The 25362-nt window shown below is 38.8% G+C and carries 24 protein-coding genes; 21 read left to right on the top strand and 3 right to left on the bottom strand.

What is annotated here, in order from left to right; genetic code table 11:
- Positions 1 to 169: 169 nt before the first annotated feature.
- The 10 genes from BAU16_RS07300 (at position 170) to BAU16_RS07255 (ending at position 9697) form a co-directional block, all read left to right on the top strand.
- On the top strand, positions 170 to 1576 hold the full coding sequence (locus tag BAU16_RS07300) for a 6-phospho-beta-glucosidase (protein ID WP_161526815.1): 1407 nt from the start codon (positions 170 to 172) through the stop codon (positions 1574 to 1576).
- A gap of 21 nt (positions 1577 to 1597) precedes the next feature.
- A complete protein-coding gene (locus BAU16_RS07295; RefSeq protein ID WP_137605350.1) occupies positions 1598 to 3031 on the top strand; it encodes a 6-phospho-beta-glucosidase in 1434 nt (477 codons plus the stop codon).
- Positions 3032 to 3142: 111 nt separating this feature from the next.
- Positions 3143 to 3991, top strand: coding sequence for an aldo/keto reductase (locus BAU16_RS07290; RefSeq protein WP_137605349.1), 849 nt, complete (start codon positions 3143 to 3145; stop codon positions 3989 to 3991).
- Positions 3992 to 4541: 550 nt separating this feature from the next.
- Positions 4542 to 5039, top strand: a complete 498-nt coding sequence (locus tag BAU16_RS07285) for a hypothetical protein (RefSeq protein WP_161526814.1) — start codon at positions 4542 to 4544, stop codon at positions 5037 to 5039.
- The gene (locus tag BAU16_RS07280) at positions 5036 to 5836 is read left to right on the top strand and encodes a S8 family peptidase (RefSeq protein WP_161526813.1); all 801 of its coding nucleotides are present in this window, start codon (positions 5036 to 5038) and stop codon (positions 5834 to 5836) included. Before BAU16_RS07285 ends, BAU16_RS07280 begins: the two co-directional genes overlap by 4 nt.
- 291 nt (positions 5837 to 6127) lie before the next feature.
- On the top strand, positions 6128 to 6271 hold the full coding sequence (locus BAU16_RS07275) for a hypothetical protein (protein ID WP_161526812.1): 144 nt from the start codon (positions 6128 to 6130) through the stop codon (positions 6269 to 6271).
- A 159-nt stretch (positions 6272 to 6430) separates the two neighbouring features.
- Positions 6431 to 7366: an ATP-binding cassette domain-containing protein gene (locus BAU16_RS07270; protein ID WP_048603918.1), complete on the top strand. Its 936-nt coding sequence runs from the start codon at positions 6431 to 6433 to the stop codon at positions 7364 to 7366.
- Positions 7341 to 8120 (top strand): ABC transporter permease, encoded by a 780-nt coding sequence (locus BAU16_RS07265; RefSeq protein WP_161526811.1) that lies wholly within the window; start codon positions 7341 to 7343, stop codon positions 8118 to 8120. The genes BAU16_RS07270 and BAU16_RS07265 overlap by 26 nt, the downstream gene beginning before the upstream one ends.
- A gap of 8 nt (positions 8121 to 8128) precedes the next feature.
- Positions 8129 to 8788, top strand: a complete 660-nt coding sequence (locus BAU16_RS07260; protein WP_161526810.1) for a response regulator transcription factor — start codon at positions 8129 to 8131, stop codon at positions 8786 to 8788.
- Positions 8789 to 8800: 12 nt separating this feature from the next.
- The gene (locus BAU16_RS07255) at positions 8801 to 9697 is read left to right on the top strand and encodes a sensor histidine kinase (protein ID WP_161526809.1); all 897 of its coding nucleotides are present in this window, start codon (positions 8801 to 8803) and stop codon (positions 9695 to 9697) included.
- 57 nt (positions 9698 to 9754) lie between these two features.
- On the opposite strand, the gene BAU16_RS07250 is transcribed toward BAU16_RS07255, so the two are convergent.
- On the bottom strand, positions 9755 to 10105 hold the full coding sequence (locus tag BAU16_RS07250) for a hypothetical protein (RefSeq protein ID WP_137605345.1): 351 nt from the start codon (positions 10103 to 10105) through the stop codon (positions 9755 to 9757).
- Positions 10106 to 10267: 162 nt separating this feature from the next.
- On the opposite strand from BAU16_RS07250, the gene BAU16_RS07245 reads away from it, so the two are divergent.
- Positions 10268 to 11593 carry an FAD-dependent oxidoreductase gene (locus BAU16_RS07245; RefSeq protein ID WP_161526808.1) on the top strand — a complete coding sequence of 442 codons (1326 nt, stop codon included), beginning with the start codon at positions 10268 to 10270 and terminating at the stop codon, positions 11591 to 11593.
- 35 nt (positions 11594 to 11628) lie between these two features.
- Here the strand turns inward: BAU16_RS07245 and BAU16_RS07240 are convergent, their stop codons facing one another.
- Positions 11629 to 12366, bottom strand: coding sequence for an NADPH-dependent oxidoreductase (locus tag BAU16_RS07240; RefSeq protein WP_161526807.1), 738 nt, complete (start codon positions 12364 to 12366; stop codon positions 11629 to 11631).
- A gap of 179 nt (positions 12367 to 12545) precedes the next feature.
- Between BAU16_RS07240 and BAU16_RS07235 the strand changes: the two genes are divergently transcribed.
- The 5 genes from BAU16_RS07235 to BAU16_RS07215 all read left to right on the top strand — a co-directional run bounded on the left by BAU16_RS07235 (position 12546) and on the right by BAU16_RS07215 (position 17389).
- On the top strand, positions 12546 to 13952 hold the full coding sequence (locus tag BAU16_RS07235; RefSeq protein ID WP_161526806.1) for a C69 family dipeptidase: 1407 nt from the start codon (positions 12546 to 12548) through the stop codon (positions 13950 to 13952).
- 217 nt (positions 13953 to 14169) lie between these two features.
- A complete protein-coding gene (locus BAU16_RS07230) occupies positions 14170 to 14922 on the top strand; it encodes a helix-turn-helix domain-containing protein (protein ID WP_161526805.1) in 753 nt (250 codons plus the stop codon).
- Positions 14923 to 15053: 131 nt separating this feature from the next.
- Positions 15054 to 15350, top strand: coding sequence for a hypothetical protein (locus BAU16_RS07225; RefSeq protein WP_048603928.1), 297 nt, complete (start codon positions 15054 to 15056; stop codon positions 15348 to 15350).
- Between the two features lie 149 nt (positions 15351 to 15499).
- Positions 15500 to 16438, top strand: a complete 939-nt coding sequence (locus BAU16_RS07220; protein WP_161526804.1) for a 2-dehydropantoate 2-reductase — start codon at positions 15500 to 15502, stop codon at positions 16436 to 16438.
- 27 nt (positions 16439 to 16465) lie between these two features.
- Positions 16466 to 17389, top strand: a complete 924-nt coding sequence (locus BAU16_RS07215) for an alpha/beta fold hydrolase (RefSeq protein WP_161526803.1) — start codon at positions 16466 to 16468, stop codon at positions 17387 to 17389.
- Positions 17390 to 17466: 77 nt separating this feature from the next.
- On the opposite strand, the gene brnQ is transcribed toward BAU16_RS07215, so the two are convergent.
- A complete protein-coding gene (gene brnQ / locus BAU16_RS07210) occupies positions 17467 to 18849 on the bottom strand; it encodes a branched-chain amino acid transport system II carrier protein (protein WP_048603931.1) in 1383 nt (460 codons plus the stop codon).
- Between the two features lie 658 nt (positions 18850 to 19507).
- On the opposite strand from brnQ, the gene BAU16_RS07205 reads away from it, so the two are divergent.
- The 5 genes from BAU16_RS07205 (at position 19508) to BAU16_RS07185 (ending at position 25332) form a co-directional block, all read left to right on the top strand.
- Positions 19508 to 20818 carry an ABC transporter substrate-binding protein gene (locus BAU16_RS07205; protein ID WP_231586072.1) on the top strand — a complete coding sequence of 437 codons (1311 nt, stop codon included), beginning with the start codon at positions 19508 to 19510 and terminating at the stop codon, positions 20816 to 20818.
- 65 nt (positions 20819 to 20883) lie between these two features.
- Positions 20884 to 21747, top strand: a complete 864-nt coding sequence (locus tag BAU16_RS07200; RefSeq protein WP_048603932.1) for a carbohydrate ABC transporter permease — start codon at positions 20884 to 20886, stop codon at positions 21745 to 21747.
- Positions 21747 to 22571 carry a carbohydrate ABC transporter permease gene (locus BAU16_RS07195; RefSeq protein ID WP_048603933.1) on the top strand — a complete coding sequence of 275 codons (825 nt, stop codon included), beginning with the start codon at positions 21747 to 21749 and terminating at the stop codon, positions 22569 to 22571. Before BAU16_RS07200 ends, BAU16_RS07195 begins: the two co-directional genes overlap by 1 nt.
- Before the next feature lie 41 nt (positions 22572 to 22612).
- A complete protein-coding gene (locus tag BAU16_RS07190; RefSeq protein WP_137605338.1) occupies positions 22613 to 23581 on the top strand; it encodes a LacI family DNA-binding transcriptional regulator in 969 nt (322 codons plus the stop codon).
- Positions 23578 to 25332, top strand: coding sequence for a glycoside hydrolase family 13 protein (locus BAU16_RS07185; protein WP_161526802.1), 1755 nt, complete (start codon positions 23578 to 23580; stop codon positions 25330 to 25332). Before BAU16_RS07190 ends, BAU16_RS07185 begins: the two co-directional genes overlap by 4 nt.
- Positions 25333 to 25362: the final 30 nt, after the last annotated feature.

Genomic DNA, 25362 nt, shown 5'->3' with positions numbered 1-25362 from the left:
ATTTTAAAGTGCTAGCAAAATTTTTTTGTAATTTGTAAATCGTATTTACATAATTTTACGAAAAGAAACGAAAATATGTAAATTGGTTTTGATAAAAGCGGTTTAATCTTGTTTTAAGAATTTACAAACGAGATAATAAAAATGTAAATAATTCAACGGAGGCGATGGAATGACTGGAATCAAAATTGCAACGATTGGCGGCGGTAGCAGCTATACCCCGGAATTAATGGAAGGCTTTATTAAGCGATATGAAGAACTACCGATTCGTGAAATTTGGCTGGTGGATGTTGAAGCAGGACGAGAAAAATTAGCAATCGTCGGTGAAATGGCGCAACGTATGTGGGATGCTTCTCCTTATGATGTCACTATTTACTGCACGTTGAATCGAGAAGAAGCATTAAAAGATGCGGATTTTGTTACGACACAATTTCGGGTGGGGCAGTTGGATGCCCGAGTAAAAGACGAACGTATTCCGGCTTATTACGGCATAATCGGTCAAGAAACAAACGGTGCTGGGGGAATGTTCAAAGCTTTTCGTACAATTCCGGTGATTTTAGAAATCGTCGAAGACATGAAACGTCTTTGTCCGAATGCCTGGTTGATTAATTTTGCCAATCCTAGCGGGATGGTCACAGAAGCAGTTGTGCGCTACGGAAAATGGGAGCGAGTGATCGGGTTGTGTAACGTGCCGGTGATGGCAATGATGACGGAACCGGAAATGTTAAAGCAGCCAAAAGAAGAGTTGATTTATAAGTTTGCTGGATTGAATCATTTCCATTGGCATAAAGTGGCGGATAAAAAAGGCAATGATTTAACAAAACAATTAATCGATCAGCTTTATGCAGAAGACAATGGACTGCCAAAAAATATTTTTGATATTCCATTTTTTAAAGAACAATTGCTGCAGATGGAAATGATTCCTTGTGGGTACCATCGTTATTATTATCGAGAAGAAGAAATGCTGGCTCATGCTTTAGAGGAATATCAAACGATCGGTACTCGGGCGCAACAGGTGAAAGAGACCGAAGCAGAACTTTTTGAACTTTATAAAGATCCAAATTTAGATCATAAACCAGAGCAACTGCAAAAACGCGGAGGCGCCTATTATTCAGATGCAGCTTGTGAAACCATCGCATCTATTTATGGAAACAAAGAGACCCAAATTGTCGTGTCAACAAAAAATGATGGCGCAATTCCTGATTTACCGGCAGATTGTGTAGTTGAAGTGACGGCTTATGTAGGAGGACAAGGTGCGAGAAACGTTGCCTTTGGTTCTTTGCCGCCAGCAGAACGAGGTTGGTTGCAGTTAATGAAGAATATGGAACTGGTGACGATTGAAGCCGCAGTGACGGGAGACTATGGGACGGCATTGCAAGCATTCACAATCAATCCATTGGTTCGTTCGGGAGAAACGGCAAAACGAGTGATGGATGAACTATTTATTGCGCATAAAGCACATTTGCCGCAATTTGCGGAAGCAATCGAAAAATTGGAAGCTGACGGCATTACGGTTCAAGACAAAATCGCACGGCAGCTAGATGAAGAACCCGTGGTGGCAAATAATAAAACGAAGTAAAAACAAGGAGGATTTTGAGGTATGAGTTTTAGAAAAGATTTCTTATGGGGCGGCGCAACAGCGGCCAATCAGTGTGAAGGTGGATACGCGGAAGATGGGCGCGGATTAGCAAACGTGGATGTTGTTCCAATTGGAAAAGATCGTTTTCCAGTAATTACTGGCGAAAAGAAGATGTTTGATTTTGATGATGAACATTTTTATCCTGCAAAAGTAGCCATCGATATGTACCATCAGTATAAAGAAGATATCGCATTGTTTGCGGAAATGGGCTTTAAAACCTATCGTCTCTCGATTGCTTGGAGTCGGATTTTTCCCAAAGGTGATGAAAAAGAACCTAACGAAGCCGGGCTGAAATTTTACGAAGATGTTTTCAAGGAATGCCAAAAATACGGAATTGAACCTTTAGTGACCATCACTCATTTTGATTGTCCGATGCATTTGATTGAAACCTACGGGGCGTGGCGTTCACGGGAATTGGTTGGATTTTATGAAAACTTGTGTCGAGTAATTTTTAATCGTTACAAAGGATTAGTCAAATATTGGTTGACTTTTAATGAAATCAATATGATTCTTCATGCACCTTTTATGGGCGCAGGGTTATACTTTGAAGAAGGCGACAACAAAGAACAAGTGAAGTACCAAGCGGCCCATCACGAATTATTAGCCAGTGCAATCGCAACAAAAATCGCCCATGAAGTGGACCCGGAAAATAAAGTGGGCTGTATGCTGGCAGCAGGTGCCAACTATCCTTATACAAGCAAACCGGAAGATGTTTGGGCTTCTCGGAAAGCAGATCGGGAAAATTATTTCTTCATTGATGTGCAATCACGGGGAGAATATCCAGCCTATGCCTTAAAAGAAATGGAACGAAACGGTATCACGATTGCAATGGAAGAGGGGGATTTGGAGCTGTTAAAAGCTCATACGGTTGATTTTATTTCTTTCTCTTATTATTCTTCGCGAGTAGCAACGACCGATCCAAAATTATTGGAGCAAACAGCAGGGAATATTTTTGCTTCGGTCAAAAATCCGTATCTTGAAGCAAGTGAATGGGGTTGGCAAATCGATCCACTAGGCTTGCGGATCACCATGAATGATTTGTACGATCGTTACCAAAAACCATTGTTCATTGTAGAAAACGGTCTGGGGGCAATCGATACGCCGGATGAAAACGGGTATGTAGAGGATGATTACCGCATTGAGTACTTGGCTGCCCATATCCAAGCGATGAAAGATGCAGTGGAACAAGATGGCGTTGATCTTTTAGGTTACACAACTTGGGGATGTATCGATTTAGTTTCTGCAGGTACCGGGGAAATGAAGAAACGTTACGGTTTTATTTATGTAGATCGGGACAATGAAGGAAATGGTACGTTGAAACGAAGCAAGAAAAAATCCTTTGATTGGTACAAGCAAGTGATTGAATCAAATGGTGAAAACCTCGAAAATAAGTAAAATGATGGAGCAGTTTAGCGGCTGCTCCTTTTTTAGTGCAAGTTTTCTGACAAAAATAGTAAAATAGAGTAAGGTTAAAGAGTAACGATTGAACGAGGAGGACACAATTTTATGAGTTTAAAAGATACGTACAAATTAGCAAACGGTGTGGAAATTCCCGTTGTCGGTTTTGGGACATGGCAAACGCCTTCTGGTGAAGTAGCAGAAGAATCCGTTTTAGCCGCTTTGAAAGCTGGGTATCGTCACATTGATACAGCGGCAGCATATGGTAATGAAGAATCCGTGGGCAAAGGTATCAAGGCCAGCGGAGTTCCTAGAGAAGAACTATTTATTACAACAAAATTATGGAACAAACATCATTCTTATGCATTGGCAAAACAAGCGATTGAAGATTCTCTAACAAAATTAGGGGTGGACTACTTAGATTTATATTTGATCCACTGGCCTAATCCAATTGATTTTCGCGAAAATTGGGAACAAGCCAATGCAGAGGCATGGCGGGCAATGGAAGAAGCTGTGGAAGCGGGTAAAATCCGTGCCATCGGTGTTTCTAATTTCCGTCCTCACCATTTGGATGCGTTGTTGAAAACCGCAAAAATCAAACCAGTAGTTAACCAAATTTTCTTGAACCCAAGCGATTTACAACCGGAAGTAGTGGCTTACAATGATGCCCACGATATTTTGAGTGAAGCATACAGTCCACTGGGAACTGGGAAAATTTTTGATGTTCCTGAATTGAAAGAAGTTGCAGATAAATACAATAAGACAGTTGCACAAGTTGTCTTGCGTTGGAGTTTGCAACACGGTTTCTTACCACTGCCAAAATCAGTTCATGATGAACGAATCAAAGAAAACACCGAATTGTTTGATTTTGAATTAACGGCAGAAGATGTAAAATTAATCGATGGTCTGCATGGCGTCGCTGGATTGGCAAAAAATCCAGATGAAGCGACATTTTAAACACGGAGAAATAGAGGGTTTAAAATAATATTTTGTCAAATTAGACGAATGGTATTACAAAATGTCCGTGAAAATGAATGGATAATACAAAAAGTTAAAAACCCGTTTTAAATGGTTATAAACCATTTGAAACGGGTTTTATCTATAGATTTAGGTCTAAAACTTCTTTAAAATAATATAGACGACACTTATTAGGTTCAGGACAATCAATCCTATTTGTAGAATGATTATCTGGTTACCTAAAAAAGAAAAAAATACATTGAATAAAGTTTCCCTACATTTTATCAGCGCTATTTACAAGGATTTTTGAATCGAGTTTTTGATGAACAATTAATGGAGTAAAGTTAATAGTTAGGATTATTAAATAACCTGTAGAGGAACAGTCTAATGTGAACAATTTTGTATCATTTTAGCCTTTTTTTACTTGTGTAAATCTGAATTCTTAATACAAAAAAATTCATCAATTAAAGGCTACATATATTTTGACAAACGCACAATAAATGAATATAATCTAGCAAAGTAAGCGTTTTCTTCGGAGAGGAAGATTAAAATGTCCGTAGGATTTTACCTAGTAAGTGCCAAAGAAATCCCAGAAATGTTTTCTAATCAAGCTGCTGAATTTTTATCAAAAAAAGATTTATATTCTTTAGGTTACTCAAAAAAAGAGATAAAGGAAATTTCAAGTTATGCACCTTTCGTTGTTAGTAGTTTAAATAGTAATGAAAAATTATTTGCACTTGACTTTAATCCCGATAATGAACCGAGTATAGAAATAATAAGAGACATGACTCCTGAAACTATAAGTCAATATGCAATAGGTAAATACTATTATGAGATTAAAGTAAATAAATGGGATGGATTTTATGAATCACTAGCGCAATATTTAAAAGAGATATCAGAACCTTATGAACTTTGGGAAATCTGGGAAGGAACAATTGATAAAAAAAATATAAAGTATTATGAGCTACAAGAAATTTCTGAAGAAGAACTGAGAAAGATTTTTCGAAATGATGTTTTTTTAGATCCGGTGGTTGCAAAACGAAAATGAAGAAAAACTGGATAGTGTCAATTATATTAGTTACAATATTTTTTGCTACAACTATTTTAATTATCCTAATTTACAATGCAAAATTTGTTTCAAGTCACAAAATACTACTTAGTTTTATTGAATTTTACGATAATGATTTTCCACAAAGTAGAGAGTTAGATTCAACATTAAAAGTGGGTATTGTTGATGGAGGTATTGCTACCTCAACCGATGAGCTAAGTAATATTACACTTATACAGAAGAAGTTTGTATTCAATTCTACTCTCGTAGACTCTGAGCATGCAACCGCAATAGCAGGTATAATAGCTGCAACTAAAAACAAAAAAGGCATTAAAGGTATTGTTTCGAATGTTGAAATAATAAATACTGTAGTAACAGAAAATGGAAAAGCAACACAGGATAATATTTCAAAAGGAATTATGTACTGTGCTACTAATGGAGCAAATGTTATTAATGTTAGTATCGAAGTGGATGTTTTCGAATCAATATTATTAGAAGCCATCAGGTATGCTGCTGAACGAGATATTATTGTGAACTTTGCAAATGGTAACGGGGGATGGAGGGTAAATTTAAAAAAAATAGAAAAGCCAATGATTGATAATCTTAATTTCATTGGGAGCTTAGATCGAAACGGAAAGATATCAAAACTCAACATGAGGTATAGGAGGGCAGATGCGTACGAACTCGGAGAAGATATCTTATCTATTGGTATTAATGATACTTATACTTTGTTTAGTGGCACATCATTTGCATGTGCAGTGGCAACTGGGAAAATCAACCGGGGTAGAGTTGCATAGAAAATCTAGTACATGGAGATTCCATCATTATCATCCTGCTGTTAGAATTGTTAGTGGGAAATATAAATATAGATTAAATCATTCATTTTTTGGAACTGGTGTGTATGGATAAAAAAATTAATTGCCTTTGTTAAATTTTATAGAAAAAATCAAAGAATGAGAACTAACTATCTAAAAAACTAACCCACTGTACATTTTTAATTTTTCTATGATGAGGTGTTCATAAAATGTGAACTGAAAAGATTCTAAAAAAGCGATGTCTCCCTGAGTTATGATGATGTGAAAGCGAAAATGGTATATAAGTTATTTCAAATACTGATTGATCATGATAACGGTTGTCAAAATGAACGGGAAAAGTATGAGTTGCTTTTGACCCTTTCTGTTTTAGATGAACCCTACTGGTCAAAATATTTAGAAACTCATTATCATGCGTAGAAATATTTCGATTTAAACGAAGCGACATTTTAAAAACGAAAGATACTAAAGAAAACGTCGGAGAAAAATTCCGGCGTTTTCTTTATACTTTTTTTATCTTTTTTAGCCAGTTTCTTTATGCTTCTTCGATAAACTACAAAAAAAGGAGTGAAGAAATCTATGCAGGAATTGGTATTGAAAACAACCAATATTACTAAGAAATATCAAGGAATCAAAGCATTGGATAATGTGTCCATTGCAATCAAACGCGGTGCAATCTACGGCTTGATCGGCGAAAATGGCGCCGGGAAATCCACTTTTATGCGGGCAATCATGGACCTGATTGCGATTGATGAAGGGGAAATCGAATTGTTTGGACGAACCGACAAGCAAGGGTTGCAACAGGCACGCCGTCAAATGGGACAATCAATTGAATCGCCCGCCCTGTATCCAGAATTGACCGCTATGGAAAATTTGCAAGTACAGGCAGCAAATGGCGGGGTCGGAGTAAGTCAGATTTCTGACTTACTGACGCTACTGCATCTTCAAAATACTGGTAAAAAGAAAGTGAAAAATTTTTCTTTAGGGATGCGGCAACGTTTGGCAATTGCAATGGCATTGATTACAAATCCAGAATTTTTGATTTTAGATGAACCGACAAATGGGCTGGACCCATCCGGAATCGTTGAGATTCGAGAAATCATTCAGCAGTTAGTGACTGAAAAAGGTATTACCGTCCTACTTTCCAGCCATCTGTTGAATGAGTTGGCAGAAATTGCCACAGATTATGGAATTTTACACAAAGGACGACTGATCAAAGAATTGACAAAGGAAGAATTACAGCAAGAAAGTCGGCAGTACATCGAGTTGGAAACGCCAGTTGTTCAAAAGGCGCTGGTGGTTTTGGATGCACAAAAAATCACTGCATATAAAGTGGTGGATCAAAAGACAATCCATATTTATCAACAAAATGATCGGGTAGCACAGCTCAATCGACTTCTGGTGTTGGCTGATATACCGGTCACGCGCATCGGGGTGACCCGTCAAAATCTGGAAACTTATTTCTTGGAACTTACGGAGGGAAACGAACATGACAAACTTACTTCGAGCCGATAAATTAAAACTATTGAAAAGTCGAAAATTATGGTTGGTTCTTGGACTTTTTGTGTTTATTCCGATATTTCAAGTAATCAATAGTTGGGTGGAAACCCGATATGGTGTCGTGTTGGAACCAGTAAAGGATTTAGTAACGAATGGTGCATCCGGTGTGCTTGGCGTAGCAAAAAATAGTGAGATTGTTTTGTTTATTCTTGCCGCGTTGGTTAGTTTTTTTGTTAATGAAGAATTTCAGCAGGGAACAATCCGTAATGCGTTATCGATTGGTCGCAACCGCAGTCATTTTTATTTTGCAAAGGGTGTGACGTTGGCTGGTGTGACGTTGATTGCTTGTGTCGTATTGACGGTTTTAGAGGTGATCTGTTTTACAATTTTCTTTGGTTTTGGTTCGATGGAAGGAATCGATAACTATTTTCTTTATGGCATCAATGTCTTTTTAACGATTTATTTGCTGATACTGGCAAATGTCGCAGTTTTTGTCATGATTTCTTTTATTACGAAGAACATCGGCATTTCCTTGATTTGGAATTGGCTGTATATTTTGGGAATCATTTTTTTGCCTTCTTTGTTGCAACGAAGTCCGGCTACTCAATTTTTACTGGATTGGATCACTGGAACCTTTCTATTTTATTCCAGCTTTACACAACCGGCAGAAATTGCTCGGTTTCCATGGTTGATTTTCGTTAGTTTGTTCACGATTGTGGTATCATCAGGAATAGGGATTTTCTTTTTTAAACGATCAGATATCAAGTAGGTGAGCAGATGACCAAGATTTTATTGGTGGAAGATGATGCAGAAATTCAAACGATACTCAAAGAATTGCTGGCTGATTATGAAGTGATCAGTGCCTATTCTGGAACGGAGGGTCAATTACGTTTTCAGCAGGAAAATTTTGATTTGGTTTTACTGGATTTGATGTTGCCGGGATTAAATGGGGAAGAGGTGTTGGCATGGATTCGTCAGCAGTCCTCTTTGCCAGTCATTGTAATTTCCGCAAAAAATGACTTAACAGAAAAAGTTGCCCTGCTGAAAGCTGGAGCCGATGATTATTTGGTCAAACCGTTTGATTTATACGAACTATTGGCACGAATCCAAATTCAGTTACGGCATGCGACGAAGGAAACGAAGGGGCAGATGTTACATTATCAAGAGCTTTCTATTAATTTGGAGACGAGGGAAGTCCGAGTAAAAGAGGTTGTTTTGCATTTGACTGCTAGAGAATATGCAATTTTACTGCTCTTTTTACAGTTTCCCAAAAAGGTATTCAGCCGCAGCAACATTTATGAAACTGTCTGGCAGGAACCTTTTCTTGCCGGCGAAAAAACCATCAATGTGCATATCAGCAATCTACGAGGAAAGCTGCATCAAGCTGGCGCAGAATATATCAAAACGGTTTGGGGCGTAGGCTTTAAATTTGATTAAGGAGTCAGTGAGATGTGGGGAATAGCAAGTATCATTGGAATCTTTTTACTGCTAGGCGGGAGCTATCTTTACAGTCTTAAACGAGAACTGCGACGTTTGCGGCAAAAAATCAAGAAGCTGCCGGAACATGCTTCCCATGGCGGTCGAGTGGCGGTTGATTTTCACGAAAAAGAATTGGTGCAGCTTGTCGAGTCTATCAATCAATTAGTGTCTTATTATGAAGAACAAAGTATTCACAGCAAACAATTGGAAAATAATTTGCAACAAGCAATCACGGGTTTGTCTCATGATTTGCGAACCCCTTTGACAGCCATCAGTGGTTACACACAACTGATGGAAAAAGAAATTGATCCGCAAAAACGGCAGCACTATTTGCAAAATATTCGCAAATCGGTCGACCGATTGATTGAAATGAATGAACATTTTTATGAATTAGCAAGAATCGAATTGGACCAACAGCCAATCCAACAAGTCCGGTTTTCCAGCTATCAGCTATTGGAAGAATTATTTATTAGTTATTATGAACAATTTGTGGAAGGTCAGTTGGTGGTACAGTTTCCAGAGGATGTGCCGGAAACGTGGATTTTAGGTGATCCGCTACTGTACACGCGTGTTGTACAAAATATCATTCAAAACAGTCTGCGGTATGCGAAAAAACAAATTGTTATTTCGGTAACGGTGGAGGAGCAGGTTCTTTTACGAATTGAAAATGATTTGAAGGATTCTTCGCTGGATGTTCAACGAGTGTTTGATCGCTTTTATACAGGAAACGCCAGTCGAACCAATGCCGCCAGTGGGTTAGGTTTAACGATTGCCAAAACCATGACAGAAAAAATGGGCGGAAAAATGACCGCTGAAATGAAGGATAATTTATTTTGTTTACATTTATCCTTTCCAAAAATCAGATAAAAAGCAGTAAAATCCGTTCAACAATGAGAACGAGTTTTACTGCTTTTTGCTTTGAGATCAGTCTAAAATATCATCACTTGTAGGAATTTCGCCGGCTTCTAATTTGAAATCAGGAGCAGGATGAAGTTTTTCTGGGACATCCGTTCGCCAGCCAGTTGCTTGCTGCGGTTCAGGGGCATCAACTTCTCGAAGAATTTCTTCTGGAAGTTCTTGTTGGATTCGGTAGCCTTCTGCTTGAGCTGCATCTAATAAAGACAATAAATGTTCCCATGATTCTTGAGTTAAGACCGTGACATCCAAGCCTTGGTCATTTGTAAGTGAAACAACGGAATCCAATTGCCCACCGACTGCCGCCAAAATTTCCTCTGCTGTCAAAGTACTATTTTCTAATTGAATCTTCTGTACCATTAAAATCCCTTCTTTCTAAAGCTCTTTCTTTTAGTGTACGGGAAAAGCCGTGACGATAAAAGGAAAATGATTGGCTGAAATGAAAAGCCGGTGAATGGAAGGCAACTAATTGCCGAAAAAAATGTTTCTCGGTAGAATAGGCATAGAAAGCGAGGGATCAGGATGACAACATATAAAAATGTCTTTATTGGTTTTGGAAAAGGAGGAAAAACGTTAGCTAAAACACTGGCGAAGTATGGAGAAGAAGTGCTGATGATCGAAGAATCCAAGCAAATGTATGGGGGGACTTGTATCAATATCGGGTGCATTCCATCGAAATCGTTGATCGTTAATGGCAATCGCAAAGTTCCGTTTGAAGAAGCAGTTACCAAACGGGGAGATTTGACGGAACGTTTACGAAATAAAAACTTTCATATGATTGCTGACGAAAAAACAGCTGAAGTTTGGACGGGAAAAGCCCGTTTTACAGCCAATCATGATTTGGAAGTGACCATGACAAATGGCGAAATTCGCAAGTTAACGGGAGAACGGATTTTTATCAATACCGGCTCGACTCCAATTTTGCCGGAAGTTCCCGGAATCACGAAAAGCAGTCGGGTTGTGACTTCAAAAGAGATCATGGAGCTGCCGGTTTTACCTAAACGCTTAACAATCATTGGTGCCGGCTATATTGGTTTAGAATTTGCCGCCATGTTTGCGGATTATGGTGCAACAGTTACCGTCATCGACAACCACGAAACCTTTATTCCTCGAGAAGATTCGGACATTGCGAAGATGATTTTTCATGATTTGACAGAAAAAGGGATTCGCTTTGAATTAGGTGCCAAACTTTTAGAAGTCACCGACACAGCAGAAGGCGTTCAGGTGAGGTATGAAAAAGATGGACAGCATACTTTAGAGGGTGACTTAATCCTTGCAGCAACCGGACGTCACCCCAATACTGCTGATTTGGGACTGGAAAATACCCAAATTGCAGTAAAAAAAAGCGGAATCGTTGTGGATGATTATTTGAGAACGACGGTGGAGAATGTTTGGGCAATCGGTGATGTTAAAGGTGGACTGCAATTCACTTATATTTCCCTTGATGATTACCGAATCATTGCGGATCAAATAGTTCATACCGGAGATCGCAAAGTCAGTGACCGCAAAAATGTTCCTTATACGGTTTTCTTAACCCCACCGTTGTCTACGGTCGGTTTGACGGAAGCTCAAGCAAAAGAACAAGGGTACGTTTATAAAGTGTATCAATTATTGAGTGCTGGTGTTCCGAAAGCCCAAGTGTTGGAAGATCCACGGGGAATTTTTAAAATTCTTGTCGATACAACCACCAATCTGATTCTAGGAGCTTCAATTTATGCCGAAGAATCTCACGAAGTCATCAATCTGATTACTCTAGCAATGAATGCCAAATTACCGTATACTATTTTACGAGATCAAATCTACACCCATCCCACAATGGCAGAAGCATTGAATGATGTTTTAAACTAGCAAAAAAACCGCAGATTCGCGGTTTTTTTTATCTTTTACCAATGAAATCCTTGCTTCTTCAAAAATTCGCTGGTTTCCAAACGACGTGGCTCTGAAAAAAATGCCAGCATTTTTTTTGACCATGAGGTTTGTTGCTGATTGGTTGTCCGTTTCGCGTAGTAAGCGGCAGTTTGTTCGTCATAGGCTTGCAGATGTTCAAAGTTTACTGGTTGGTAGCGATCCACACTGAGAATTTCAGCGGCAGGCAATCTTTTTTTTGGCTGATTTCGCATTTTGGGGTAACCAATAGAAAGACCAAAAAGCGGCACAGTGTGTTTTGGTAAATCCAGCAATTCTGCCAGTTGAAACAAATCGTTTCGGATGCCGCCAATGTAGCAGATGCCTAACCCGTTGCCTTCTGCAAATACCGCCATGTTTTGTGCGGCGATGGTTGTATCGACGATTGCTACGGTCAAGGCTTCCATGGTTTCCAGATTAGAAATAGCCGTTGCTCGTTGATGGTGTGCCAATAATTGTGCGTGACGATTCAAATCGGCAACAAAAACATAAAAGACACCTGCGCCAGTTACATAACCGGGACAGTTGGCAATTGCTTCGATGGTTGCTAGTTTTTGCGGGTCACGTACTTCAATTATTGAATAGGCTTGAACAAAATTAGAGCTTGATCCGCTTTGAGCAGCGGCAATCAGTTTTTCTTTTAGAGAATCGGGTACCTTTTTTTCTTCAAAAGAACGCACCGAAGTATGTCCCATAAATGATGTATACAAATCCATTGCTATTCGCCTCGTTTTTATACTAGTTATTTTGTAGGAATCAAGTTCTTTTTCCTTGTTTATCTTAGCTGAAAATGGGCAGAATGCCAATCATCCGGTTTTATAAGAATTTTTTGTTTCCTTCTTTTGTATTTAGGATTACACTTGTTTTGTCAATGAAATTTAGAGAGGAAGATTCCATGAAAAAATTCAAGAGTGCCTGCACGACGATTTTAGTCGGTAAAAATGCAAGTATTGATGGCTCCACGATGATTGCCCGCAATGAAGACGGTTCTGTTGCGCTGGGTCCTAAAAAATTTGTCGTAATTACGCCAGACCAACAACCAAGAACCTATCAATCAAAAATCAGCAAAGTAACGATTCAGTTGCCGGATAATCCTTTGCGTTATACTTCAACACCAGACGCAGATGAAGAGAAAATCGGCATCTGGGGAGAATCAGGAATCAATAGCAAAAATGTTGCAATGTCTGCTACGGAAACCATTACGACAAATTCCCGAGTTTTAGGGATTGATCCCTATGTTACCGACGGAATCGGAGAAGAAGACTTGCTGACAATTGTCTTGCCTTATATCAACAGTGCTAAGGAAGGCGTGCTGCGTTTGGGAGCATTGCTGGAAGAATTTGGTACGTACGAACCAAACGGCATTGCTTTTTCTGATAAGGAAGAAATTTGGTGGTTGGAAACGATTGGTGGACATCATTGGGCAGCGATTCGAATTCCAGATGATGCTTACGTGATTGCTCCAAATCGCATGAATATCGATCACTATGATTTTGATTCAGCCGATGTTCTTTACGCAAAAGATTTGCCAGATTTGATCGAAAAACATCACCTAAATCCTGATTTTGAAGGAGTTAATTTACGGCATATCTTTGGGAGTGCGACCATTAAAGACAACCATTACAATAATCCAAGGGCATGGTATGGACAAAAATATTTTGATCCCGCAGCAGAAATTGAACCAACCGATCAGGATCTGCCATTTATTTGCTACCCTAAACAAAAAATCACGATTGAAGATGTAAAGTGGGTTTTGAGTTCTCATTATCAAGATACGCCTTATGATCCTTATGGTACGGGAACGGAAGCAGAGAAGAAACGATTTCGTCCAATCGGTATCAACCGGAATCATGAATTGCATATTTTGCAAATTCGTAAGGATGTACCGGAGGCGCTTGCCGGAATTCACTGGCTGGCCTTTGGACCGAATACGTTCAATTCCGTCGTTCCTTTTTACAGCAATGTTGAAAAGACACCTGCTTGTTACCGAAATACCACGGACACCTGTGATTTGACAAATATGTACTGGTTGAGTTGTACTGCCGCCTTGCTGGGAGATGCCAACTATGATTTATACAGTGACATTGCCGATTCTTTTGAACAAGAAACAGTAGCTGCTTTTCGTTATCGTCAGCTTTCAGCCGATCAAGAAGCAATGAAACAAGAGAAACTTACGGATTATTTGGCGAAGGTCAACGACGAGCTGGCACAAATTTCTCTTGAAAAAACAACGGCCATGATTGGCAAGATGATTGCCAAAGGTGCCAATCAAATGAAATTACGCTTTAATTTAGGAGATTAAGTTTAACGTGAGAACATCGAGGAATCGGTGTTCTTTTTTTACTTAAAAATTCTTTGGTAATGAGGTAAGATAGCATTGATAGATACACTCAAAATTTTTTCAAAAAGCCTGTAATAGCAACATGATACGATATGTATCATGCAATTTATGAGGATGGTAGGAATTATAGCTTTTCTTTCACACCGTTTTCCTAAATAATTATTTTGGAGGGGATACTGTGAACATCGGGGATAAAATCAAGGAACAAAGACTAAAGAAAGGATGGACACAAGAACAGCTTGGACAATTGTTAAATGTCTCCAGACCTACGATTTCCAGTTGGGAAGTTGGACGAAACTATCCCGATTTAGAGACAATAATTGCTATTAGCGACTTATTCGGTATCTCCCTAGATCATTTATTACGGGAGGACAAAGAAATGGCAAAAGATACAACCAAAAAAATAAAAAACGGAAGAATCTACAAATATGTGTTGATTGGTCTTGCGGTTATTCTCATACCCTATTCTGCCTTTCATCTAAAATTAAGGTATGACGAACATACTTACAGAACAAATTTAGACCAGCGTCATTGGGTGCAGTTATCAGATACAGATAGTCCTGATTCTGATGGGAACGCCTACGAATTAATCGAAAATACTATTCACTACTGGACATATGTCTTGCCGACAGGCTGGGTTGGTTTTCCATTGGATGAACAAAAACTTTCTATAGTAACAAATAAAGAAGATTTTTTTATTACCATTGATCATGATGGCAAAATCGGTGTAAGCATTTCTCCCGAGAATGATGCCAACTTCAATAAACAGGTTTACGTTAATACGAATAAACAAGGAGAATTGATTGAACCTAAAGCAAGCTGGTCAACAAAATACAAAGAAAATATTCTTGAGTATCTGAAGAAATATCAGGACATCCACGCAGAGTTAATCACTCGTTCCATTGAAAAGTTGGATGAGGTTGCTGGGTAGTAGATTTAGAGGGTTCTTCAATGTTTGGATTTTTTAAATTTTTCAAAAGTTATAAAAAAAGGACGAGATTTAACTTTCAGTTAATAAAACTTCTCTATGCTATACCTGTAAACAAAAGAGGAGGATTTAATATGAAAGAGATCAAATCCATATACTTTATAGAAGAAACCGAAAAAATCGAGGGTAGTTACATTGAAGTACGCAAACTATTCGTAGCGGAAAATCAAGAGAATGCCTTTAATGAATATGAACGTTTGGTTCAAGAAAAACCTGAAAAATCAAAAGGATTGATTCTCAGCGAATATTTGATCAAGGCAGAAAGCAGTTTGTTGCAAAAGCTGTTACGGATGTGGAAGCAATTGCCTGCCGATTTTTATCGAAAAATCAATATTTTAAATTACTCCCCAATTGCTGAATATTGTGGATAATAAACCTGTTTTATCACAAATCATTAATTTATAACGAATTATTGATTAAAAAATACGAATAATACCAGTGGTTGAAGTTTCAGTCATGGCTTTCGGCGGTTGTTCCAAGTAGAATGAATCCAGGAAACTTTTATTGAGGGGGCATTCTTTTGAAAATCGTAATCGCTGGTGTGGGTGCAATGGGCAGTCGCTTTGCTGTCATGTTGAAACAAGCAGGGAATGAGGTACTGTTGGTGGATGGCTGGGCAGAACATGTGCAGCAGATCAAGCAACATGGATTAAAAGCAAATTATAATGGTGAAGAAATCAGAGTGGACTTACCAATCGTGGAACAGAAAAATATCGATCAGGCCTTTTCAGCTGATTTGATTCTTGTTTTTACGAAAGCAATGCAGTTGGCAGAAATGATGCAGGCAATTCAACCAATGATTCAGGAAAAAACCAACGTACTTTGTCTTCTGAATGGAATCGGACACGAAGACACGTTGGCGAATTATCTTCCGAGAGAGCAGATTTTTATCGGCAATACGATTTGGACGGCAGGGTTGATTGGCCCGGGAGAAGTTCAGCTTTTTGGCGAAGGATCGGTTACACTGCAAAATTTAGCAGTCGGACAAGCGGCAGCTGCAAAAGAGTTGGCAGACGTTTTATCTGCTGCAAAACTAAACGCTGCTTATTCTGAGAATATCCGCCATGCTATTTATCAAAAAGCCTGTGTCAACGGCACAATGAACGGCTTGTGTACCTTGTTGGATGTCAATATGTACGAATTGGGACAGACGACGGGTGCTAAAGAGATGGTCACAGCCATCGTAACGGAATTTTCAAACGTAGCAGCAGCTGAAAATATTCAACTAGATATTTCAGAAACCGTTGCTTACGTGGAAAAATGTTACGATCCAGAAACTATCGGCTTGCATTATCCTTCAATGCATCAAGATTTAATCAAAAATCGACGAGCAACAGAAATTGATTATATCAACGGGGCAATTGCCAAAAAAGGAAAAAAATACGGCATTCCTACACCCTACTGTAATTTTTTAACCCAACTGATTCATAGCAAAGAAGAACTTTTAGGGGTAAAATAGGAAAAAAGACAGAAGGGAAGGACGAACATGCAGACAGAAACACTGCAATCTGCAGATGGCCGCCACTTTCTACACGTTGCTTTATGGCTGCCGCAGGAAAAACCAAAGGCGGTGGTTCAAATTATTCACGGAATGGTGGAGCATATTATTCGATATGAAGAATTTGCTTTATTTCTTGTTGAACAGGGAATCGCAGTTGTAGGACACGATCATTTAGGGCATGGCTTTTCATCAACTCCCGAAGAATTTGGTCATTTTGGTGATCAAAAGGGCGCAGAATATTTGGTAGCTGACACTGCGGCAGTGTATCAAACCTATCGTAATCGGTTTCCAGAGATACCGTATTTTATTTTGGGGCACAGTATGGGTTCTTTAGTTTTACGAAATTTTTTGCAGCAATATCCGACAGCAGAACTTAGCGGTGCAATCCTTATGGGAACCAATCATTCATCACAAATAAAAATGCAGGCGGCGTTGTTGCTCAGCAAAGTGCTGATGGTACTTCAAGGCAAACAACATCCGTCTCAATTTTTGGATCGACTTGCATTTGGCGGCTTCAATCGTCGGTTTCGGCCGGCACGAACCCCAAAGGATTGGTTGAGTCGAGATACTGAAATGGTGGACCGTTATTTAGCCGATGAAAAAACTCAATTTATTTTTACCACGCAAGCCTATCACGATTTGTTTCGTTTGACAAAAAATGCCGGTGATCCAAAAAAAATTCGGCAAGGGGTACCGGATTTTCCTGTGTTGTTGATTTCCGGGAAAGAAGATCCCGTGGGAAATTTTGGCAAAGGTATGATTGCTTTGCAACGGCTACTAGAAAAATGTTGGCAACAACCGATTCAATTACATTTGCTTCCGGATGGGAGACATGAACTATTGAATGAAACCAATCGTCAGGAAATTTACCAAGAACTAGCGGAGTGGTTCGCAAAATACGGCGCATAAAAAGCACAACAGCCAAACACTGGAAAATAATTTCCGGCAGTTTGGCTGTTGTGCTTCCTGTTTATGAGTACTGTTTTTTATTCGCTGACGGTCTCTTTAGTGACGCCTTTGTAAACTGTTGTGCGGCGAACATAATAGAAAAGTAAGCTGGCAACATAGCCGACAAGGGTTGGTACGACCCAGCCTAAGCTAAGTGAAGCAAATGGAACGTAATGATGATAGAATTCCAATACCTTTGCAACGACATATTGTTGGCTGACCAATGCTGGTGAACTTGCCAACATATCTAAAACAGCCGGTACTGCGGCAAACAACATAGTTACTTGATACACCACGGGACTTGTTTGGAAAAATTTTGCAGTTAATGAAAGTAAGATTAGTGCCAATGACAATGGATATAAAAGCATCAAGACTGGCAATGACCATTGGATGATATTATCTAATCCAGCATTTGCCACAACAAAAGAAATTACGGTGGTTAAACGCAGCCAAAACATGTAGCTGACTTTTGGAAATAGTTTATTGAAATCTTGGGCAAATGAAACAACCAAGCCCATTGCGGTAGTAAATACACCTAAAGTAACTAACACTCCTAAAAAGACTGTTCCGAAATTACCAAGGTAGTGAGTGACGATTTGAGAAAGTGCGGTACCACCATTATCGGATAATGACAGTTGATTCAAACTCATTGCTCCTAGGAGAACCAAACCAAAATAGATGACAACTTCAAGCAGGACGCTAAGTGTTCCGGCTTTAGCAGTTAATTCTGTTACTTGCTTGTTTTTAAAACCAAGATCTCGAACTGCATGGACGAAGGTAACACTCAGTGCTAACAAAGCGACGGCATCGACTGTATTGTAACCTTCCAAAACACCGTTTGTTAAAGAATTCGTTTTGTAAGCTGCATCAGCGGCTTGATCCAAAGCACCCATTGGGTTGACTAATGCAATCACAAAAACTACTGCTAATAGGACTAAGAAGATTGTGTTTAAATATTTTCCGACATATTTTACCAAGCGACTTGGATGCACCGTTAGGAAATAAGCAAGTCCGAAGAAAGCGGCAGAGAATAAAAGCATTCCGACGGTTGTATATTTTTCAGGTAAGAAAGGTTTTGCTGCCATTTCAAACGCTGTGGCAGCCGTTCTTGGTGTTCCAAAGAACGGACCGATTGTTAAATGAACGAGAACTAAGAATAAAGCAGCATACCATTTTCCTACCGGCTTGGCTAAATCATAAAGACCATCACTTTTTGTGACAACAACCGCTAAGATTGCCAGAAGTGGGAAGAGTGCGCCAGAGATAGCAAAGCCGACGCCTGCGCTCAACCAATGTTCACCCGCCATTTGACCAAGATGGACTGGAAAGATCAAATTTCCTGAACCAAAAAACATCCCAAAGATTAATGAGCTGACCACCAGCAGTTGTTTCCATGAATAGTGCTTCTTTGTTTTTTCCATAAATAATTCCTCCGATAAATATAAATAATAGTTAAATCAGTGCCTTGCGGATAAATTCGAATGTCACTAATGTCCGTTTCCATGAAAACCACCACCTTTAAAAAATAAAAAAGCCCTTTTCCCAGTATTGGGAAAAGGGCTCTAATTGCTAGAACGGTACCACCTTTTTGATAGCTAAAAAAACTATCGCTCATTTCACGGACGCTTAAAAGTTATCCGCTAGCCTGATAATGGTGGCAGCCACAATGCTCTACATTTTCGACATTGGCTCAGAAATGATGTTCGTCTACTCGATCTATTGTCATTTTTCACTGTCATGACTCACTAAAAATAAATCCCTGAATAGCTACTGTTTTCCTCGTTGCTTTATGATATGAATTTGTTGAAGTAATAATAATCCCCGTTTTGAAAAAAAGCAAGAGTTTTTTTAGAAATATTTTTATTTTGGCAACGTATAATGAAAAATTAAGCAAAATAACGAAACCGGTTGCGTTTTTAATTTTTTTAATTTCTTAAAAATAAAATCCTATTATTATCCACTAAACTATCTCTTTTAAATAAAAATAGTCATATTTGTTACCGCTAACAATAATTAAGGGGTTGACTATAAGTGTAATCGGTTGCATAATAATAGTATCGAATGCAAGGAGGAAAGAAAATGGATAAAAAGATGTGGAAAAAACTTGGAATGGTTACATTTGCTACTGCTATGGGATTTGCTTTGTCAGCGTGTGGGAACGCGTCAGATAGTGCAGGTGGTGGTTCTGAGTCAGATGGGGACAAAACAGAAATCGATATTTTCCAATTTAAAGTAGAATTTAAGGATCAATTTGAAGAACTGGCAAAAAAATATGAAGAAAAAAATCCTGACGTTAAAATCAATATTGAAACAGTCGGCGGCGGAAGTGATTACGGTGCAGCGCTGAAATCAAAATTCTCATCAGGAAATGAACCGGATATCTTTAACATCGGTGGTCCGGAAGATGTCAACATGTGGATCGACAGTTTGACAGACTTAAGCGATACTGAGTCAGCAAAACAAGCATTGGATGGAACGTTAACCGGTGCAACGAAAGATGGAAAAGTTCTAGGGTTACCGTATAACATTGAAGGCTATGGCGTGTTGTACAACAAAGAAATTTTTGAAAAAGCTGGAATTGACGCATCAAAAATTGCCACTTTAGATGATTTGGAAGCAGCAGCGAAAACATTGGATGAAAAGAAATCGGAATTAGGGATTGATGCACCGTTTGCTTTAGCAGCAAAAGAACAATGGATTACAGGGTTGCATTCTTCCAATGCCTTTCTAAATGCAGAATTTGATAATGACGTAATGAAGGCATATGAATCAAAAACGGTTGAGTTCAAATATGGCGATCAATTCAAGAAATACATTGATATCAGCAATGAATATTCTGTACAACCAACTAATAGCCTAGATTATTCACAACAAATCGAACAGTTGTTTTCAAATGGGAAAGTTGCGATGACCCAACAAGGAAACTGGGTATATCCAACAATCGAAGGAATCAACCCAGATTTGGCAAATGAAAATATTGGTCTTTTACCGATTCCGATTGATGGTGTGACAGAAGGAACGATTCCAGTTGGCGTACCAATGTATTGGGGTGTAAATCCTAAAGGCTCAAAAGAAGAAGTTCAAGCATCTAAAGATTTCTTAGATTATCTTTACACTTCTGATGAAGGAAAACAAATCGTGCTGGAAGATTTCAAATTTGTGCCTGCCTATAAAGGATACGACACAGATAAAATCTCCGATCCATTATCAAAAGATGTTTACACGTATTATACGGATGGCAAGACGACTGGATGGGTCTTCATGGGCTACCCAGCTGCATGGGGTGAACAAACTGTCGGTGCACAAATCCAAAAATATGTAGCTGGCGAAGCTTCATGGGATGAAGTTGTAAAAACAGCACAAGATAAGTGGGCGGAAGAAAGAAAGTAAACATTCGTTATGCACGAGAGAAAGCTCTGGCTGCCTCTCGTGTTTTAATTAAGGGGGACAACACCATGAAGTATCAAAAGAAACACTGGTTTTATATTTTTTCTGCACCGGTACTTATTGCATTGACGTTAGTTGTTATTGTGCCATTCATTTATGGAATCTATTATTCGTTTACTGATTGGGATGCAGTTGCAAAAGGAAACTTTGTTGGAATTGAAAATTATGTCAATGTCTTCAAAGACAGCGGATTTTGGAGCGCCATTTGGTTTACGGTCAAGTTCTCTGCGGTTTCCATTATTCTGATCAACGTAATTGGTTTAAGCTTAGCAATTCTTGTTACCAGCAAGTTTAAAGGTTCCAATCTTTTGCGTACGATTTTCTTTATGCCAAATTTGATTGGCGGACTTATTCTTGGGTTCATTTGGCAGTTTATTTTCATCAATGCCTTTTCAGCGATTGGGGATACTTTAGGAAACGCCGGACTTAAAACCTGGTTATCAACGACTCAAACTGGTTTTTGGGCGATGGTTATCGTGATGTGCTGGCAAATGTCAGGGTACATTATGGTTATTTATATTTCTTATTTACAAGGAGTCGACGAATCATTACTAGAAGCTGCCGATTTGGATGGCGCAACTGCTTGGCAAAAATTCTGGAATGTAAAATTCCCACTAATCATGCCCGGCTTTACTGTAAGCTTGTTTATGACATTATCCAACTGTTTCAAGCTGTACGATCAAAACTTGTCTTTGACAAACGGCGGACCTTACAGTTCTACACAGATGGTTGCGATGAATATTTATAATACAGCCTTTTTAGAAAATAAAATGGGCTATGCACAATCAAAAGCAGTTATTTTCTTCCTATTTGTTGCTATTATTTCCTTGACGCAGGTTTATTTAACCAAGAGAAAAGAGGTCGAAGCATAATGAAAAAACAAAAAGTAGCCAGTCAATTAGGTCGAAGCCTGCTTGGGTTGGTTTTAGGGTTAGTATGGTTGATTCCCTTTTATTTGATGCTGACGAATTCTTTTAAAACAAAACAAGAAATTTTTACAAATCCATTGGGAACCCCTGATAGTTTTACCTTTGAAAATTATCCGGAGTCATTTCGTCAATTGGATTTCTTGAAAACATTGTTTAATTCTCTATTCATTACCATTATCAGTGTTGTTGTCATCATCATTTTCTCCGCAATGTGTGCCTATGCCTTGGAACGTACAAAAACCAAATTTAGCGGCATTTTGTTTATGTTATTTGTTGCAGCAATGCTGGTTCCTTTCCAATCAGTTATGATCCCGTTAGTGTCAATTTTTGGAAAAGCGCAAATGTTGAATCAAGTGGGAATTATTTTCATGTACTTAGGTTTTGGGGCAAGCATGTCGATCTTTTTGTATCATGGTGCGTTAAAAGCAATTCCAAAAGCCTTGGATGAAGCGGCGATCATTGATGGGGCGACTCGATTTCAAGTATTCTGGAAAGTTATTTTTCCAATGCTTAAACCAACAACAGTTACAGTAGCTGTTTTAAATACGATGTGGATTTGGAATGACTATTTGTTACCATCACTCGTTATTAATTCACCATCCACACAAACGATTCCATTAAAAATGTTCTTTTTCTTTGGACAGTACACGAAACAATGGCATCTTGCGTTAGCCGGATTAGTAATTGCTGTATTACCAGTAATCATTTTCTACTTTATTATGCAAAAACAAATTATCAAAGGTGTTGCTGAAGGAGCAGTGAAATAGGATAAATTAGTAAGATAATTAGAAGATCAAGGAGTTTTTTTATGACAACCATTGCAGATGTTGCAAAAGCAGCCAATGTTTCTAAGATGACGGTTTCTCGTGTAATCAATCATCCAGAGAAGGTTACAGATGAATTAAAAAAATTGGTATATCGTGCGATGGGTGAACTTGATTACCAACCGAACATTATGGCAAAAGCACTCGCAAATAAACGAACACAAATCATAAAGTTATTTATTTTGGAAGAAATTGATTCGACAGAACCATATTATATGAATCTGTTGATGGGAATCGCTAGAGCGGTTGGGAACTGCCACTATTCCTTACAATTAGTGACAAAAGGAGAGTTTGATACGAATAACTGTGATGGCGTGATTATTACAGGATTTCGTAAGAACGATTTGGAATTGATAAAATCTATTGATAAACCAGTCGTGTTATTTGGCGAAAATGATCAAAATTTTGATTTTGTCGATTGCGATAATTGGTACGGCACGAGAACCACCACGAAGTATGCGATTGAAACTGGCTATGAACAGATTGTTTATATTGGTATGGATGTTGATGAATCCTTCGAACACGCTCGAGAAAAGGGCTATCTGGAGGAAATGAAGCAACATCAAAAAACGGCAACGGTTTATCATTTTAATAATCATTCCACCCTTTCCCAACAATTTATTGAAAAAAATTGGCAAGAGTTTCTAAAAAATACTTGTTTTATTTGCAGTACGGATCGCTTAGCAATCGGTATTGAGCGGGGAATTCAAAAATGTGGCGGATCAATACCCGATGATTTTGGAATCATCGGGTTTGATGGCGTTTTTCTCGATCAGATAAGCTTTCCCAAAATGACAACGGCAAAACAGCCGTTGGTCACCATGGGCGAAGCGTGCGGGGAAATGCTAATTAAAAAAATTGAAGCGGGTGGAAGAAGTCAAGGATATCGCCGTTTTTTGCCAGAACTCGTCGTGAGAGAATCAACGAAAAAAGCAAAGGAGTCAACAACATGATTACATCTGCAATCTATCATCGTCCAGAAAGCGAATTTGCGTATTTGTATAAAGACAAAACCATGCATGTAAGACTGCGAACAGCCAGAGGAGATGTGAAACAAGCCAATCTTTTACATGGCGATCCCTACACACTAAATGAAGAGAAATGGTACCAACAAAAATTACCGATGACCAAATATTTATCGACAGATTTATATGATTATTGGGTCGTTGATACGGAAGAAAAATATAATCGCATGTCCTATGCTTTTGAAGTTGTTGGACTGGATGGCATTCGAGCGTTGTTCGGTGACCACGGGATTTATCCTTTTGAAGAAAATTATTTGGCGATGCCCAATAATTATTTTCGGATGCCGTATTTTCACGATGCCGATCGTTTCCAAGCGCCGGAATGGGTAAAAAAGACGGTATGGTATCAAATTTTTCCCGAACGGTTTGCTAATGGGGATCCCACCAATGACCCCGAAGGAACATTAGCATGGGGATCGAAAGCACCGGATCGGCAGGATTTTTTTGGTGGGGATTTACAAGGTGTGATTGATCACTTGGATCATTTAGTGGAGCTGGGAATCAACGGTATTTATTTTTGTCCGATTTTTGAAGCTTACTCTAATCATAAATACGATACAATTAACTATTTGAATATTGATCCGGCCTTTGGTGATAAGGAAACCTTCAAAAAATTAGTGGACGAATGTCATCGCCGGGGAATCAAAGTAATGCTGGATGCAGTATTTAATCATATTGGGGATACCTCTCCACAATGGCAGGATGTAATTAAAAATGGCAAGGATTCTCCTTATGCCGATTGGTTTCATATCCATGAATTTCCGGTTTCTTATCAAGAGAGTGCTGACTTTGAGCAAGCCTCTAACATTACCTATGATGTGTTTGCCTTTGCCCCTCACATGCCAAAATTAAATACGGCAAATCCTGAGGTCAAAGCCTATCTGTTAGAAATTGCAAAGTACTGGATCGAAGAATTTGATATCGATGCGTGGCGTTTGGATGTTGCCAATGAGGTGGATCATCAGTTTTGGAAGGAATTTCGCAAAGTTTGTGATGAAACAAAAAAAGATTTCTATATTTTAGGCGAAATTTGGCATTCTTCACAAAGTTGGTTGCAAGGCGATGAATTCCATGCGGTTATGAACTATGCGTATACCGATGCAATTATGGAATTTTTCGTTAAAGATAAAATTCCTATGACGAAAATGGTCTCAGAAATCAATAGTCAGTTGATGATGTATCGTCAACAAACCAATGAAATTCAATTTAATGTGCTGGATTCTCATGATACACCACGTTTACTGACAGAAGCCGAGGGAAATAAAGATTTAATGAAGCAGGTTCTGGCATTTACCTTCATGCAGCCGGGCGTACCTTGCATTTATTACGGCGATGAATTTGCAATGACCGGTGAAATGGACCCAGATTGTCGGAAATGTATGGACTGGACGTCAGGAGATCAGGATATGTTTGCCTTCTTCAAAGAACTGATTGCCTTTCGTAAAAACAATCAAGCTATTTTCTCAGAAGGAAAAATGGTTTGGCAGCAGGTGGAAGAAGAGCGTGGAGTGATTGAATTGCAGCGGCAAATCAACGAACAAACGGTGAGAGGGCACTTTAATGCCGGCAAAGAGCTGCAAGAGATTCCATTACCAAAAGAAATTCTCCTGTCTCATTTGACGAGTGTTCAGGGAACACACTTAGTAATTTCACCAAATGGATTTGTGATCACGAAATAGACTGAAACGTTAAAAAAGCGAGGGAATAAC

The sequence above is a fragment of the Enterococcus sp. JM9B genome, assembly GCF_009933265.1.
Classification (GTDB): domain Bacteria; phylum Bacillota; class Bacilli; order Lactobacillales; family Enterococcaceae; genus Enterococcus_C; species Enterococcus_C songbeiensis.
This window is presented reverse-complemented; position numbering and strand designations above follow the sequence as displayed.